Source organism: Streptococcus mutans (genome assembly GCF_006739205.1).
GTDB lineage: Bacteria > Bacillota > Bacilli > Lactobacillales > Streptococcaceae > Streptococcus > Streptococcus mutans.
The window spans coordinates 1,038,968-1,055,267 of the sequence record NZ_AP019720.1; the positions used below are offsets into that span (position 1 = coordinate 1,038,968).

Genomic DNA, 16,300 nt, shown 5'->3' on the forward strand with positions numbered 1-16,300 from the left:
ATACGTTTTAAACGCGTCATTCAAGCATTTTAATTTTAACTTAATTTTCAAGAAACGAAGCACTATCCGACGAAATCATTAATTTCTTTTTCGATATTAGCAATTTTAACTTGCGCATCTTCTGAATTATTACCAACAGTTGCGATGTAGAATTTGATTTTCGGCTCGGTACCTGAAGGACGGACAGCAATCCAAGACGCATCTGATAGGATATATTTAAGAACATTGCTTGGAGGAGTCGTTAATTTTTCAATACCATCAGCAGTTGTAGCAGTTTGAGCTTGGAAGTCTTCTAATTTAACGACATCTGTTGCGTTAAATTGTTTCGGAGCATCACCACGGAATTTATCCATGATTTTCTTAATCTCTGTAGCGCCATCAACACCTGACAGAGTAACTGAAATGGTTTTTTCAGCGAAGTAGCCGTATTCTTTGTAAATTTCATCAATGCCATCAGCAAGTGTTAAACCGCGTGAGCGATAGTAGGCTGCGATTTCAGCAACAATCAACACAGCTTGAATAGCGTCTTTATCACGAACAAAAGGTTTAATAAGGTAACCAAAGCTTTCTTCAAAGCCGAACATGTAAGTGTGGTTGTGTTTTTCTTCGAATTCTTGAATCTTTTCAGCAATGAATTTGAAACCAGTCAAGACATTAAACATAGTTGCGCCATAACTTTCAGCAATTTTGCTAACTAATTCAGTTGATACAATTGATTTACAAAGAGCAGCATTAGTAGGTAAACTTCCAGCCGTTTTGTGCGCTTCAAGAATGTACTTAGCGATGATAGCACCAATTTGATTGCCAGAAAGATTCTTATAAGATCCATCAGCTTGGCGAATTTCAACGCCAAGACGATCCGCATCTGGATCGGTTGCAACGAGAACATCAGCATCAACTTGACGTCCTAATTCTTCAGCCAAACGAAAAGCCTCTTGATTTTCTGGATTTGGTGATTTAACGGTTGAAAAATCAGGGTCTGGCACTGCTTGAGCTTCAACCACTTGAACAGAATCGAAACCAGCTTGTGCCAAAGCACGACGAGCCAGCATTTCACCAGTACCATGAAGTGGGGTGTAGACAATTTTCATGTCTTTACCGTACTCGTCAATCAATTTTTGGTTGATATTGACATCTTTAACTTCTTTGAGGTACTCAGTATCAACAGCTTCACCGATAACTTCAATTAATCCAGAAGCTTTGCTTTCTTCTAAATCAGCTAATTCAATTGAAAATGGATCATTAATGGCACGAATAAAATCTGTTAGAGCATCCGCATCAAAAGGAGGCATTTGTCCCCCATCTTCACCATAAACTTTGTAACCATTAAATGGTGCAGGGTTATGACTGGCTGTTACCATAATACCCGCAAAAGTTCCTAAATGGCGTACAGTAAATGATAACTCTGGAGTTGGACGAAGAGATTCAAAGACATAAGCTTTAATACCGTGTTTTGCTAAAACCTGAGCAGATTCAAAGGCGAATTCTTGAGAGAAATGACGGGAATCGTAAGCAATAGCAACACCGCGTTTTTTGACGTCGTCTCCTTTGGTTTCAATCAATTGGGCAAGTCCTTCAGTTGCTTGACGAACGACGTAAATATTGATCCGATTAGTTCCAGCGCCAATATAACCACGCATGCCCGCTGTACCAAACTCAAGATTAGTATAGAAAGCATCTTCCTTGGTCTTTTCATCCATTGCTAATAATTCTTGATGAAGATAGTCGGGAAGTTTAGCATAAGCTAACCATTTTTGATAATTTTCTTGATATACCATAATAATGCAAAGCTCCTTTTTGAAAATTTCTGTTAAAATATTTAACCGCTTTCATTATATCACTTTCAAAAAAAAAAATCACGTTTTCACGTGATTATTTTTTAAGTTTTAACAATTTTGGAACGATAAGGAAAGTTAGTAGTGCTGAAATGATTAATTCAATAATAGAATTAGCAGAAATGATGGTTGCCAACATAGTCTGGATATTGCCGCCGTAAACAGATGAAAAGAAAATAAAGATACCTGTGAGGACAAAAACAGTATTAGTCGCTGAACCGATAGCGCCTGCTAAAAGAAGTCCAAAGCGATTTTGCATTAATTTATAAATATAATAAGGAAAAATACCAATTAAAATTCGAGGGACAAGCGCTATGAGTAAGGAGTTGAAATTACCATGCGGCACAAAAGGAGAAAACAGATAGCTTGTCGGCAATAAAATAATAGTATTATTAATAAGGCTGATGATTCCCATCAATCCTCCTAAGGCAGATCCAATACGAGGACCATAGACAATAGAGGCAACAATAACAGGAATGTGAACAATTGTTGGTTTGATAGGGACTGGCCAAAGGTTAAAAATGAGACTCGAAAGCAGATGAATAACTAGCATTACGGCGAAAAAAACAGCAATAATAGCAATATTAGATGACTTTTTTTGATTTTTCATGAAGCCTCCTTTAATAGTAAAGTAAATTTATTATACAAGTTTACTATTAATCTGACAAGTCATTTCAGCAAACACTATAATTGTTCTTCTATTTTTTGAATGATGGTATCTAAATCTGCTAAAGCACCGCTTCCAACATCACCGCAAGCTAGTACACTTGACTTGGGCTGGATTTCCTTATATCCGAATTTTTTTAGCAAGGCAATATTGCTTTGCGTGATAGGATTCTCATACATTTTAGTATTCATAGCAGGGGCAAAAAATTTAGGAACTTCTAAAGGTAAAGCCAGAGCTACACTGGTTACTATATTATCTGCAAAACCATGAGCAAGGTGGGCAAGCGTATTGGCAGAGGCAGGTGCTAGTAAAAATAGATCAGCTTGTTTTGCCAATGCGATATGATTAATAACTTGAGGATCATCCTCTTTCATAACATTCGAATAAACTGGATTTTTAGAAAGCACTTGCAAGGTTAAAGGGGGAATAAACTGTTTGGCAGCATTAGTCATTAAGACATTAACATGATAGCCTAATTTGGTTAATTGATGGCTTAGGTCGGCAGCCTTATAAGCGGCAATGCTACCAGAAACAGCAAGTAGAATTTTTTTAGTCATTTTTTCTTACCTTTTCAAAAATTAAATCGGCGATTTCAGCTTTTGTTTCTGCCATGTAGGCGTTGGTATCATCTAAAAGATAAGCCAGATGTTTGTCTGCTGAAATCATTGTCAAATCATTAGCTAAAATATAATCCGCCTGATTCTTTTTTAAACTGCTACGTGCGACTTGAAAAAGCTCCTCTTTACTGACATTAACCAGAAGTTTAAAAGCGATTAATTGTATGCTAGGGTTCCATTGCTTGACTAAACTGATAACCTTTGGTGTTTTTTTGAGAAAGAGTACTTGGTAATCCGCCTGTGATGAAATTTTTCTTTCTTTATTGGTCTTAGTTAGAAGCTGAGAAAGGTCGTTTGTTTCTTCGATTTCTGCCAAATCAGTCATGTAAAGTGGTGTATAATCGGACACTGCCATACTATGAATCAGCACATGATGAGATTTAACCAGCGGCTCTAAAGTCTCAATAAGGTTGTTAACATCAGTAATTTCTATAATTGAAAGATTAGCGTGTTTTTCTGGTTTAATGGCAGAAGCTGTGGTAACGAGAGTAACCTGATGATTGACAGCCAAAAATTTCTCTGCTATTTTTTTTCCTAAGCGACCTGACGAATGATTAGTGATTCCTCTTACTTGATCGATCTTTTCAGTCGTCCCGCCAGATGTAATCAAAATTTTCATAGTGTTATTTTACTGTAAATTTAAGATTTAGTAAATTAAAAAATATAAGAAATAGTTGAAGAAAGAGATAAAAGTAAAATCCGAACATTTTCAATTAATAGTCTAATTAAGGTGCGTTTTTTATGAAACTTTGTTATAATGAAATAAAAATATAAGAGGAGCTGTTATGAAAACAGATATTGAAATTGCACAAAGTGTTGACTTGCGACCCATTACAAATGTTGTTAAAAAGTTAGGAATTGACTTTGATGATCTTGAACTTTATGGTAAATATAAGGCTAAATTGACTTTTGATAAGATTAAAGCGGTTGAAGAAAATGCACCCGGAAAACTTGTCTTAGTAACAGCTATTAATCCAACGCCGGCTGGTGAAGGGAAATCAACAATTACCATCGGGCTTGCAGATGCCCTTAATAAAATCGGCAAGAAAACAATGATTGCTATTCGTGAACCTTCCCTTGGTCCGGTTATGGGCATTAAAGGCGGCGCTGCTGGTGGTGGTTACGCTCAAGTTTTACCAATGGAAGATATCAATTTGCATTTTACAGGTGATATGCATGCTATTACGACAGCTAATAATGCTCTTTCAGCTCTTATTGACAACCATCTGCATCAGGGAAACGAATTGGGCATAGATCAACGTCGGATTATTTGGAAGCGCGTTGTCGATTTAAATGACCGTGCTCTTCGTCATGTTACAGTTGGTTTAGGCAGCCCTATAAATGGCATTCCACGTGAGGATGGTTTTGATATCACTGTAGCATCTGAAATCATGGCTATCCTTTGTTTGGCAACGAATGTTGAAGATCTAAAAGAACGCTTGGCCAACATCGTCATTGGTTATCGTTTTGATCGTAGTCCGGTTTACGTTCGTGATTTAGAAGTGCAAGGAGCACTGGCTCTTATCCTAAAAGAGGCTATCAAGCCTAACTTAGTACAAACGATTTATGGAACACCTGCTTTTGTCCACGGCGGTCCTTTCGCCAATATCGCTCATGGCTGCAATTCCGTCCTTGCAACTTCAACAGCTCTTCGTTTAGCGGATTATACTATAACAGAAGCTGGTTTCGGAGCTGATCTTGGTGCTGAAAAATTCCTTGATATCAAAGCACCAAACTTACCGACAAGCCCTGATGCGGTAGTTATCGTTGCAACTATTCGTGCCCTGAAGATGAATGGTGGTGTGGCTAAAGATGCTCTTAATCAAGAAAATGTTGAAGCGGTCAAGGCTGGTTTTGCCAATTTAGCACGTCATGTTGAAAATATGCGTAAATATGGCGTTCCTGTAGTAGTAGCTATCAATGAATTTATCACAGATACGAACGATGAAATTGCTGTTCTTCGTAACTTGTGTGCGGCTATCGATGTACCTGTTGAATTAGCCAGTGTCTGGGCTAACGGGGCTGATGGCGGTGTAGACTTGGCAAATACGCTTATCAATACCATTGAAAATAATCCATCCCATTATAAACGTCTTTATGATAATAATCTTTCAGTTGAAGAAAAAGTCACTGAGATTGCCAAGGAAATCTACCGTGCTGATAAAGTTATTTTTGAAAAGAAAGCTAAAACACAAATTGCCCAAATTGTTAAAAATGGTTGGGATAACTTACCAATTTGTATGGCTAAGACACAGTACAGTTTTTCAGACGATCCGAAATTACTGGGTGCCCCAACTGGCTTTGATATTACTATTCGTGAATTGGTTCCCAAGTTGGGTGCAGGTTTTATCGTTGCACTTACAGGAGATGTCATGACCATGCCTGGATTGCCAAAAAAACCAGCAGCTCTTAATATGGATGTTGCTGCAGATGGAACAGCCCTTGGCTTGTTCTAAAATTAAGCAGGATAGTGAACTATCCTGCTTTTTCATTAGTTTAAGGTGAAGGTGAATGTATAAATGAAAATAAGAAATGCTTGTAAAGAGGATGCCCAACAATTAATTGCTATTTATGCCTCCTATGTTGAAAAGACAGCTATTACCTTTGAATACCAAGTTCCTAGCCTAGAAGAATTTGAAGAACGTATCGAAAAAACAAAGCAAAAATTTCCTTATCTGGTTGCAGAAGAAGAGGGAATTCTGCAAGGTTATGCCTATGCTTCAGTTTATTATAATCATGCAGCTTATGATTGGACAGTTGAATTATCGATCTATATCAAAGAAGAAGCACGGGGTAAGCATATCGGCAGTCAACTTTATGCTAGTTTAGAAAGAAATTTGCAAGAAGCTGGTTTTGTTAATCTGTTGGTTTGCATTGCCTTACCCAACAACGCCAGCCTAACTTTTCATAAAAAGCACGGCTATGAACAAGTTGCCCATTTCAAAAAAGTCGGTTACAAATTTGATAAATGGTATGATATTGTTTGGATGCAAAAACGTTTGCTTGATTAAAAAATTATGTTAGAATAATTTTTCAAGCTATTATAGAAAGTAAAGCAAATGAAAAAGAGAAAATTCCTTATTATCTTTCTGAGCCTTTTTATTATCTGCCTAGGACTAGGACTGTTTTATTATAGAAGCTCTGCTGGACAGCTCAATAAAGCAAAATACATACAATCAAGGACACCGACCATTTTCTTTCATGGTTATGGCAGCAGCGCTAATGCAGAGACGCATATGACCAATGCAGCTAAAAAAGCTGGTGTGACTAAAACAGTTATTCTTGCGTATGTTGATCAAAATGGTCATGTTACCTTGGTAGGAAAGATTCCTAAAAATGCGATTAACCCTATTGTTAAAGTGAATTTTGCTGACAATCGCAATGCTGACTATGACACTGATGCTAAATATGCTAAAGCTGTTGTTAGCAAATTGCAAAAAACCTATCATTTTAAGAAAATGAACATGGTAGGCCATTCAATGGGAAATATGGCAATTAATTTTTATATGTTGGCCAATGCTGAAGACAAGACTTTGCCGCAGCTGCAAAAGCAAGTTGATATTGCTGGACATTTTGATGGGATTAAAAACTATGATCTCCCACAAAATTTAACAATAAATGCAAAAACAGGACAGCCTAATGCGATGACAGCAGCCTATAAGCGACTCTTAAAATTGCAAGAACGCTATCCTAAAGATCAAGTTGATGTTCTAAATTTATATGGCGACAAAGGAGATGGTTCGGATGGTATTGTGACCAATGACTCTTCACGAACTTTGAAATATCTTATTGGTGAAAGAGCCAAATCTTACCAAGAGCATGGCTTTACTGGTAAACTTGCTGGTCATAGCAAATTACATGAAAATCCTCAAGTTGATAAGTTCCTCATTAATTTCTTATGGGGGAAATAGAAACATATCACTAACTTTTCAAAATTAAAGATAAAATTTAAAAAGTAAGCCAAGGCTTGCTTTTTCTTATAGGAGTCTAATTTGAGAGGTCCTTTTATCAAGCATGTACATGTATGTGTAGGGAAAATTTTTAAAAATTTCTTAAGCAACTTAGAAAGGATTTATGCAACTTGACATAAAAACTGTTGTCAAGAAAATTGCTTTTGATATACTTATTTTACAAAAGGAGAGAGTGTCCGTGAAGTTAAAATTGGAAAAGATTAAAAACGGAGATGAAGAAGTTATTATCCGTTATAAAAAGATGAATTCCACCATTGAAGAAATTGTCAATTTAACCTCTCGCCAAAAAGAAAAACTACTAGCCAAAGGTGAGAAAGGAAATACTTTTTTATGGCTAGACGATATTCTGTATTGTGAACGTGTTGATGGTCTTGTTTTTGCTTATACAAAAAATAAGGTTTATCAAATCTTTCATAGTTTAAGAGATTTAGAAGCAAGCTACTATCGGTTAGGTTATGTTCGTTGTTCCAAATCAATGATTGTCAATATCTATAAAATTCACTATTTCAATAGTGAACCTTATGGAAGAATTCGTGCAACTATGGAAAACAAGGAAGAAATTATCATTTCACGAAAGTATGCTAACAGAATTCGAACGATTTTACAGGAAAGAGGTCAAGATGAAGAGTAGATGGAAAGGTTTTTTAAGTAGGGAAATTGCTATTGATTATAAAACCTGCATTTATACCTTGTGCCTTTTGATCTTTGATGCTGGTTTTCAATTATGGCACCATCAGTATCACATTAGTATTCTTTTTCTCATTGAAATGATTACTTGTGCCTATATTGTGACTTATGTTCAAGTCTATCTTTTCAATGATTTTGATGAAGCCAAACGCTTTTCTTTGAAAGAATGGGTAGAGCTTTTGGCTTGTATCATTCTTTATGATCTTTTAGCTTATCTATTAGGTTGGTTTGGACGAGGCAATGTTGCATGGGTTTTAATTTTTTTCAGTGTTTATCTGCTTATCTGTTATTTTAGCATTTATATAGCAAATAAAATTAAACGAAAGATTGATACTAATCGTTTAAATCAACTGTTAGAAGACTATAAAAAGAAGAAGTGAGGATATGAGATGGAACATTCATCAAAAGCAACGGTTCTTGAAATAGAGCATCTGCAAAAATATTATAAGAAAAATATTGGGGTTAAAGATATTTCTTTATCTGTCAAAAAAGGAGAGATTTTTGGTTTTCTTGGATCAAATGGTGCAGGAAAGTCAACGACTATTCGCTGTCTCTTGGGGCTGATTAAGCCAAGTGGTGGTCAGATGACACTTTTCGGAGGTCGTTATGGATCGCTGACTGAAAGCCTCCATCATATTGGTTATATGCCATCGGAAGCCATGTTTTATCCAACCATGAAAGTTAAAGATGTTATCGCATTTGCAGCTAAAGTTCGTAAAAAAGACTGTAGCCAAGAGGCCAAACGCTTGTCTGAACTTTTAGAGGTTCCTTCAGATAAAAAAATAGAAGAACTATCTTTAGGAAATCGTAAAAAAGTTAGTATTGTCTGTGCCTTGCAGCATCAACCAGACCTTATTATTTTAGACGAACCAACATCAGGGTTAGACCCTTTAATGCAAGAGCGCTTTTTTAAATTGATTAAGGAAGCTTGTTCCAAAGGAGCTACTTGTTTCTTGTCCTCTCATGTTTTATCGGAAATTAAGAATTATTGTGATCGTGTTGCTATTCTTAAAAATGGTGAAATAGTAACTGTTGATGCTATTCATCATTTGACACACAGCATGTTGCGGAAAGTGTCTGTTTGGAAAGGCGGTAAGTTGAAGACTTTCAATTATAGCGGTTCTATGAAAGATTTGCTTAAACAGCTTGAGGAAATGAATCCTGATGATCTTTTGATAGAAGAACCATCACTGGAATCATTATTTTTACATTACTATGAGGAGAAAGACAATGACCATACTATATCATGAAATAAAATCAAATTGGCGTACCTTACTTATCTGGTCTCTCAGTATCGGCATCTTTTCTTGTGCTTGTATCCTGCTGTTTGATAATGTCGCTGATGGTATGAAAGATGTTGCAACTTCTTTTTCCAAAATGGGGAGTTTTTCGACAGCTTTTGGTATGAATAAACTCAATATTTCTACTTTAAATGGTTATTATGCAACACAAATCGCTATGATTGTTGCTATTGGCGGTGCTATGTTTGCTGGTATGACTGGAGCTCTCATGCTTTCTAAGGAAGAAGAAGGACACACAGCAGAGTTTCTCTACACCTTGCCACTTAGCAGGACCTCTATTGTTGTAAAGAAATATTTCAGTCTCTTTATATTAGTTGCCCTTTTTAATGTTATTGTCATGGGACTCGACTTATTAGCTCTTGTCTATCTAGGAAAATCATTTGATTTTGATGCTTACTATATCTATCATCTGTTTGCCTTTTTAATGCAACTTGAGATAGCTAGTATTTGCTTTATGATTTCTGCAATAAGTAAACGAAAACCAATCGGCTTAGCGTTAGGAATCGCTATTATGGCTTACTTATTGGATGTGATGTGCCGCATTATTCCCAAGATAAAATTTGTCAAATATGTCACTCCTTTTTATTATAGCAATGCCAGTGATATTTTTGTTAAGACTAAGCCAGCAGCTATCCATATAATAATCGCTTGTCTTGTTATTATATGCTCTTTTATCATCTCACTTTTAATCAATCAATCGCGTGATATTAGTAGTTAAGTAATAGTGTTGCAGATAATAAAATAATTATGCCCTAGCTTTCAATAAAAAACTAGGGTTTTAATGTACGTATAAAAAGCCAACAGAAAAAGGTTGTTGGCATTTAACATTTAATGTTTAAAGTATTATTCCCACTCAACAGTTGCTGGTGGTTTGCTGGTAATGTCGTAGACGATGCGGTTGACGTGTTTCACTTCGTTGACAATACGAACAGAGATCTTTTGGAGAACCTCCCAAGGAATACGGGCAAAGTCTGCTGTCATGCCGTCAATAGAAGTGATGGCGCGAATAGCGATAGTATAGTCATAGGTACGACCATCTCCCATAACTCCGACTGAACGAACGCCAGTATTGACAGTAAAATATTGCCAAATGTCACGATTCAGACCTGCTGCAGCAATTTCTTCGCGTAAAATAGCGTCAGATTCACGAACCGTTTCCAGTTTTTCAGCAGTAATTTCTCCCATCACACGAATAGCAAGTCCAGGTCCTGGGAAGGGCTGCCGCCAAACGATTTCATCTGGCATTCCTAAAGCAGTCCCCAGAGTACGAACTTCATCCTTGAACAGTGTGTTTAACGGCTCTATTAATTCAAACTGCATGTCTTCTGGAAGACCACCGACATTGTGGTGTGATTTAATGGTTTGGGCTGTTTCTGTGCCGGATTCGATGACATCTGTATAAAGCGTTCCTTGTGCCAAGAAATCAACGCCTTTTTGTTTGCTGGCTTCATCATCAAAAACATAGACAAATTCATTCCCAATGATTTTACGCTTTTTCTCAGGATCATCAATACCAGCAAGAAGATCCAAAAAGCGTTTGGAAGCATCAACACGAATAATATTGAGTCCAAATCTACCACCCAACATTTCCATAACCTGATCGCCTTCACCCTTACGAAGAAGGCCATGATCAACGAAGATACAGGTTAATTGGTCACCTATAGCTTTTTGCAAAAGCACGCCAACAACAGAAGAGTCCACACCGCCCGAAAGCCCCAGAAGAACCTTACGATTACCAACTTGTTCACGGATTTTTTCAATTTCCATATCAATGAAACTGTCCATTGACCAATCACCTTTGGCTTTACAAACATTAAAAGCAAAATTGCGTAAAATCGCATTACCATATTCCGTATGACAAACTTCTGGGTGAAATTGAATGCCAAAGATTTTCTTTTCGACATTTTCAATGGCAGCATAAGGGCAGTCGCTTGATTCGCCAACCAATTGAAAGCCTTCGGGAATTTCAGTAACAGCATCGCCATGGCTCATCAAAACAGTTTGTTCAGCAGGAGTTTCCTTAAAAAGCTCTGAATTTTCTGTCAAATGAAGGGTAGACTGACCATATTCACTATTGCCAGTTTGTCCAGCAGGAACAACTTTACCGCCAAGTTTTTCTGTAAGAAGCTGCATACCATAACAAATACCTAAAACGGGGATTCCAAGATCAAGGATTTCCTTATCAATGTCAAAGGCATCTTCAGCATAAACTGAACTTGGTCCTCCTGAAAGAACAATACCAATTGGATTGATAGCACGGACTTCGTCGGCTGTTACCTTATGGCTTCTCAATTCAGAAAAAATACCAAATTCACGAATGCGGCGTGCGATTAGCTGATTGTACTGACTGCCGTAGTCAAGTACGATAATTTTTTGAATATCTTTAATATCAGTCATTATCTCCCTTTCTTCTACAGTTTTACTAGACTTACTAGTAAAAGACATAATCACTTTATTTTAGCACAATTTATGAGATTTGACAGTAGGTTTTGTGAAAATCCTCTTAGAGGCTAAAAGATGGTGGCAAAATAAACTTTACAAAATGCCTTTAAATTTGATACCATTAGTACGAAAAAATATTTTGTGGTTAAGGAGAGACGATGTTACCGGCTTATATTCGCATTCATGATCAAATCAAAAAAGAAATCGATGAAGGTCTTTGGAAAATCGGCGATCGTCTTCCTAGCGAACGTGATTTGGCAGAACGATTTGAAGTTAGCCGAATGACGCTTCGACAGGCTATAACACTCCTTGTTGAAGAAGGGATTTTAGAGCGTCGAGTGGGAAGCGGTACTTACATCGCTAGCAGTCGTGTTCAAGAAAAAATGCGTGGGACAACTAGTTTTACAGAAATTGTAAAATCACAAGGCAAAACACCTTCGACCAAATTAATTTCTTACCGGCGGGTTCATCCAAGCGAACAAGAAATAAAATTTTTAGATATTAAACCTAAATCTTATATTATCCGAATGGAGCGAGTTCGCTATGCAGATGATATTCCTGTTGTTTTTGAAGTGACAGCTATTCCTGAAAAGATTATTAAGAGTTTCAAAAAGGAAGCTATTACCAAGCATTTCTTTAAAACGTTGACAGATCATGGTTTTGTTATCGGAAAAAGTCAGCAAACCATTTCTGCCAGCAATGCTAATGAGATGACGGCTGATTATTTGGCGATCTCGCGTGGACATGCAGTACTAACCTTGGCTCAAGTTTCCTATTTTGAAAATGGTATGCCTTTTGAATATGTCCGCAGCCAATATGTCGGTGAGCGTTTTGAGTTTTATTTAGAAAATAAGTAAGTAATGGAAACAAAAGAAAGAATGATTAGCAGTCCTCGTTATCAAAAGGTGGCTATTGGGATTGCTCAGCGAATTGTTGATGGGAAATTTCCCTTAGGACAAAAAATAAAATCACGTTCAACTTTAGCCAGCTATTTTAATGTCTCGCCTGAAACAGCCAGAAAAGCCATTAATGTTTTAGCAGATTTAGATATTGTTTCAGTCAGGCAAGGCAGCGGCGTTATTGTTATCTCGAGAGATAAAGCAATAGAATATTTAGAAAAATTTGAAGCAACAGCAGGCTTAAAAGAAATGAAGCAGGATATTCAAAGAAGCCTGTTAAAACAAAAACAAGAGCTTGATGCTATGAATAAAATGATGGATACTTTTTTATCGCAAGCTAGCCTCATTCGTAAAAAGTTTCCTTTTGAACCTTTTGAACTTTTATTGGATCATGATAGTGCTAATCTTAATAAAAGTTTGGCAGATTTAAATTTATGGCATCAGACAGGAGCAACTGTTGTGGCTCTTAAAAGTAAGGGAGAATTACTTTTATCCCCCGGCCCATACGCGACTGTCAGAAAAGGAGATATCCTTTACTTTGTTGGAGATGACTTTGCTTTTTCACGGATGAAAAATCTTTTTGACATCTTATGAAACACTAACTTAATACGATTTAAAACTTTGGAAGAGCTGTTCCAAAGTTTTAATTTGTTATGCTTACTTATACATGATTAAGAAGACTGATAGTCTCTACTTTTTAGATAATAATGCACTTTAAATGAGACTATCTGGGAGCAAAAGAAAACCTTGATTTTTGCTTTTTAAGGTTCTCTTTTGCTCTCCTTCTTTTTTGACAAACTGACCACACTATTATATAATGATATGGTCAGTTGGTTTTTGATTATGATTAGAAAAGAGGAATAAAGTTGAATAAACTTGAAATAAAACATCTCACCAAAATTTTTGGTAAAAAACAAAAAGCAGCACTTGAGATGATTAAAGAACAAAAAAGTAAAACGGAAATACTTGAAAAAACAGGAGCAACTGTTGGTGTCTATGATGTTAGTTTTGATGTCAAAGAAGGAGAAGTCTTTGTTATTATGGGGCTCTCTGGCTCTGGGAAATCAACCCTGGTGCGTCTTTTGAATCGTTTGATTGAACCTTCTTCAGGAGATGTTTATATTAATGGTAAAGACATCGCTAAAATGAATACAGAAGAACTTCGTGAAGCGAGACGTCACACTCTTAACATGGTTTTTCAAAACTTTGGACTCTTTCCCCATAAAACAATCTTGGAAAATACAGAATTCGGTTTAGAATTAAGAGGAGTTCCTAAAGAAGAATGTATTGAATTAGCTGAACGTGCTCTTGATAATTCTAATCTTTTAGCTTTTAAAGATCAATATCCTAGTCAGCTGTCTGGAGGAATGCAGCAACGCGTCGGCTTAGCGCGCGCTCTTGCTAATGATCCAGAAATTCTATTGATGGATGAAGCTTTTTCCGCACTTGATCCTTTGATTCGTAAAGAAATGCAAGATGAGTTGTTAGACTTACAAGAAAAAGTGCAAAAAACGATCATTTTCATCACCCACGATTTAAACGAAGCACTTAGAATTGGTGATCGTATCGCTCTTATGAAAGATGGTCAAATCATGCAAATAGGTACCGGAGAAGAGATCCTAACGAAACCGGCCAATGATTTCGTTCGCGAATTCGTTGAAGATGTTGATCGTTCTAAAGTTCTAACAGCTCAGAATATTATGATTAAGCCTTTAACAACAGCTGTTGAAACAGATGGTCCCCAAGTCGCTCTCACAAGAATGCATAATGAGGAAGTTAGTATGTTAATGGCAACTAATCGTCGTCGTCAATTGATGGGATCACTTTCAGCCGAAGCTGCTATTGAGGCCAGACGTAAGGGGCTTTCTTTAAAAGAGGCCGTTGATCCTAACGTTCGAACTGTTTCTAAAGATACAGTTATTACGGATATTATGCCTTTAATCTATGATTCTGCTGCACCGATTGCAGTGACAGATGATAATAATCGTCTATTAGGTGTTATCATTAAAGGTCGAGTTATTGAAGCTCTCGCTAATACAAAGGATGATACAGAAGCAGAAGGAGAGGAAGAATAGTTTTGAATTTAATATTACAAGGAAAACTACCTGTTGCTGATTGGATTGAGGATTTGACCAACTGGTTGACACATACCTTTTCTGGTTTGTTTAATCTTATTCAGTCAGTCGGAAATTTTATTATGGATGGGATTACAAATACACTCTTATTTGTTAATCCTTTACTGTTAATTGTTCTAGTGACGCTTGCCGCCTTTTTCCTAGCTAGAAAAAAATGGACCTTACCAACTTTTACCTTATTGGGTTTGCTTTTTATCTATAATCAAAGTCTTTGGGATGATTTAGTCAACACTTTCACCTTAGTATTGGTATCTAGTTTTATTTCTATTGTGATTGGTATTCCTTTAGGAATTTGGATGGCAAAAAACAATACTGTCAAGCAAATTATCAATCCTATTTTGGATTTTATGCAAACTATGCCAGCCTTTGTTTATTTAATTCCTGCTGTCGCCTTCTTTGGTATCGGTATCGTACCTGGTGTTTTTGCATCTGTTATTTTTGCTTTGCCGCCTACCGTTCGTTTTACTAATCTTGCCATTCGTGAAATTCCAACGGAATTGATTGAGGCAGCTGATGCTTTTGGTAGTACTTCGCGCCAAAAATTATTTAAAGTTGAACTACCTCTTGCTAAAAATACAATTATGGCTGGTATCAATCAAACTATTATGCTGGCTCTCTCAATGGTAGTAACAGGATCTATGATCGGAGCCCCAGGGCTAGGTCGTGGTGTTTTATCTGCTTTACAACATGCTGATATCGGTTCAGGTTTTGTTAATGGACTTGCCTTGGTGATTTTAGCGATTGTTATTGACCGTTTTAGTCAGACCGCCAATCAAAGAACAAAAGATGCTAATCAAAAAAAGAACAAAACAAATACAATTATTGCTTTGGCTGCACTTGTTCTGTTTGTCTTTGCGGGAATTGCCCGACTTTTTGTTCAAGGACAATCAGCAGGTGGCGGTCAAAAAATTAAATTATCCTATGTAGAATGGGATTCCGAAGTTGCTTCCACAAATGTTTTAGCTCAGGTCTTGAAAGATCAAGGATACAAAGTAGAAATGACTCCCCTTGATAATGCCGTTATGTGGCAGTCAGTGTCTAAGGGTGAAACTGATGCAATGGTCAGTGCTTGGCTACCAAACACTCATGGTGATCAATATAAAAAATATAAGAATAATATCGTTGATTTAGGACCTAATCTTAAGGGAGTTAAATTAGGTCTAGCTGTACCAACTTACATGAAGAACGTTAATCGTATTGAAGATTTGACTGATCAAGCTGATAAAAAGATTACTGGTATCGAACCTGGTGCAGGCATCATGAAAGCTGCTAACAAAGCATTGAAATCCTACAGCAATTTATCAGATTGGAAATTGGTTTCTGCTTCGACAGGTGCAATGACAACAGCTTTGGATCAAGCATATAAGAATAAAAAAGATATTGTTGTAACTGCTTGGTCTCCACACTGGATGTTTGCTAAATATAAACTGAAATATCTAAAAGATTCGAAAAAAGATTTTGGTAGTATTGAAAGCATTCATTCTATTACACGAAAAGGTCTGAAGAAAGATATACCAAAAGCAAATAAAATTATTGACAAGTTCAATTGGACGCAAAAAGACATGGAAGCAGTAATGCTTGACATCAATAATGGTATGTCTCCAGAAAAAGCAGCTAAAAAATGGATTAAAGAACATCCTAAGAAGGTTGCATCTTGGACAAGTAATAAATAAGAATAAGGAGGTTAGAACACAAGTTCTGCCTCTTATTTAATTAAAAGCTTTTGTTCTTTTCTTTCCTTTCCTT

The 16,300-nt window shown here is 36.6% G+C and carries 16 protein-coding genes; 11 read left to right on the forward strand and 5 right to left on the reverse strand.

Annotation, left to right across the window (positions count from 1 at the left end; all coding sequences use genetic code 11):
* Positions 1–62: 62 nt before the first annotated feature.
* The 4 genes from FNL60_RS05380 to FNL60_RS05395 all read right to left on the reverse strand — a co-directional run bounded on the left by FNL60_RS05380 (position 63) and on the right by FNL60_RS05395 (position 3,738).
* On the reverse strand, positions 63–1,778 hold the full coding sequence (locus FNL60_RS05380; protein WP_002264266.1) for a phospho-sugar mutase: 1,716 nt from the start codon (positions 1,776–1,778) through the stop codon (positions 63–65).
* Positions 1,779–1,872: 94 nt separating this feature from the next.
* Positions 1,873–2,445: an ECF transporter S component gene (locus FNL60_RS05385; protein ID WP_002262264.1), complete on the reverse strand. Its 573-nt coding sequence runs from the start codon at positions 2,443–2,445 to the stop codon at positions 1,873–1,875.
* Positions 2,446–2,519: 74 nt separating this feature from the next.
* Entirely contained in the window at positions 2,520–3,059 is a 540-nt protein-coding gene (gene coaC, locus FNL60_RS05390) for a phosphopantothenoylcysteine decarboxylase (RefSeq protein ID WP_002262265.1), read from the reverse strand.
* Positions 3,052–3,738, reverse strand: coding sequence for a phosphopantothenate--cysteine ligase (locus tag FNL60_RS05395; RefSeq protein WP_002267677.1), 687 nt, complete (start codon positions 3,736–3,738; stop codon positions 3,052–3,054). Before FNL60_RS05395 ends, coaC begins: the two co-directional genes overlap by 8 nt.
* A gap of 166 nt (positions 3,739–3,904) precedes the next feature.
* On the opposite strand from FNL60_RS05395, the gene FNL60_RS05400 reads away from it, so the two are divergent.
* From FNL60_RS05400 to FNL60_RS05430, 7 genes are all read left to right on the forward strand, one after another.
* Entirely contained in the window at positions 3,905–5,575 is a 1,671-nt protein-coding gene (locus FNL60_RS05400) for a formate--tetrahydrofolate ligase (RefSeq protein WP_002267678.1), read from the forward strand.
* A gap of 63 nt (positions 5,576–5,638) precedes the next feature.
* Positions 5,639–6,130: a GNAT family N-acetyltransferase gene (locus FNL60_RS05405; protein WP_002262268.1), complete on the forward strand. Its 492-nt coding sequence runs from the start codon at positions 5,639–5,641 to the stop codon at positions 6,128–6,130.
* Between the two features lie 48 nt (positions 6,131–6,178).
* The gene (locus FNL60_RS05410; protein WP_002279943.1) at positions 6,179–7,030 is read left to right on the forward strand and encodes an alpha/beta hydrolase; all 852 of its coding nucleotides are present in this window, start codon (positions 6,179–6,181) and stop codon (positions 7,028–7,030) included.
* Positions 7,031–7,193: 163 nt separating this feature from the next.
* On the forward strand, positions 7,194–7,721 hold the full coding sequence (locus FNL60_RS05415) for a LytTR family DNA-binding domain-containing protein (RefSeq protein ID WP_002262270.1): 528 nt from the start codon (positions 7,194–7,196) through the stop codon (positions 7,719–7,721).
* Positions 7,711–8,157: a DUF3021 family protein gene (locus tag FNL60_RS05420; protein ID WP_002262271.1), complete on the forward strand. Its 447-nt coding sequence runs from the start codon at positions 7,711–7,713 to the stop codon at positions 8,155–8,157. Before FNL60_RS05415 ends, FNL60_RS05420 begins: the two co-directional genes overlap by 11 nt.
* Before the next feature lie 9 nt (positions 8,158–8,166).
* Positions 8,167–9,027 (forward strand): ABC transporter ATP-binding protein, encoded by an 861-nt coding sequence (locus FNL60_RS05425; protein WP_002262272.1) that lies wholly within the window; start codon positions 8,167–8,169, stop codon positions 9,025–9,027.
* Positions 9,008–9,796, forward strand: coding sequence for an ABC transporter permease (locus FNL60_RS05430; protein WP_002262273.1), 789 nt, complete (start codon positions 9,008–9,010; stop codon positions 9,794–9,796). Before FNL60_RS05425 ends, FNL60_RS05430 begins: the two co-directional genes overlap by 20 nt.
* Before the next feature lie 125 nt (positions 9,797–9,921).
* Here the strand turns inward: FNL60_RS05430 and guaA are convergent, their stop codons facing one another.
* Positions 9,922–11,475, reverse strand: a complete 1,554-nt coding sequence (guaA, locus tag FNL60_RS05435) for a glutamine-hydrolyzing GMP synthase (RefSeq protein WP_002279942.1) — start codon at positions 11,473–11,475, stop codon at positions 9,922–9,924.
* 203 nt (positions 11,476–11,678) lie between these two features.
* Between guaA and FNL60_RS05440 the strand changes: the two genes are divergently transcribed.
* The 4 genes from FNL60_RS05440 to FNL60_RS05455 all read left to right on the forward strand — a co-directional run bounded on the left by FNL60_RS05440 (position 11,679) and on the right by FNL60_RS05455 (position 16,227).
* Positions 11,679–12,377, forward strand: coding sequence for a GntR family transcriptional regulator (locus FNL60_RS05440; RefSeq protein ID WP_002262275.1), 699 nt, complete (start codon positions 11,679–11,681; stop codon positions 12,375–12,377).
* A 3-nt stretch (positions 12,378–12,380) separates the two neighbouring features.
* Entirely contained in the window at positions 12,381–13,013 is a 633-nt protein-coding gene (locus tag FNL60_RS05445) for a GntR family transcriptional regulator (RefSeq protein ID WP_002262276.1), read from the forward strand.
* 272 nt (positions 13,014–13,285) lie between these two features.
* Positions 13,286–14,494: a quaternary amine ABC transporter ATP-binding protein gene (locus FNL60_RS05450; RefSeq protein WP_002264259.1), complete on the forward strand. Its 1,209-nt coding sequence runs from the start codon at positions 13,286–13,288 to the stop codon at positions 14,492–14,494.
* 2 nt (positions 14,495–14,496) lie between these two features.
* On the forward strand, positions 14,497–16,227 hold the full coding sequence (locus FNL60_RS05455) for an ABC transporter permease/substrate binding protein (RefSeq protein ID WP_002262278.1): 1,731 nt from the start codon (positions 14,497–14,499) through the stop codon (positions 16,225–16,227).
* Positions 16,228–16,300: the final 73 nt, after the last annotated feature.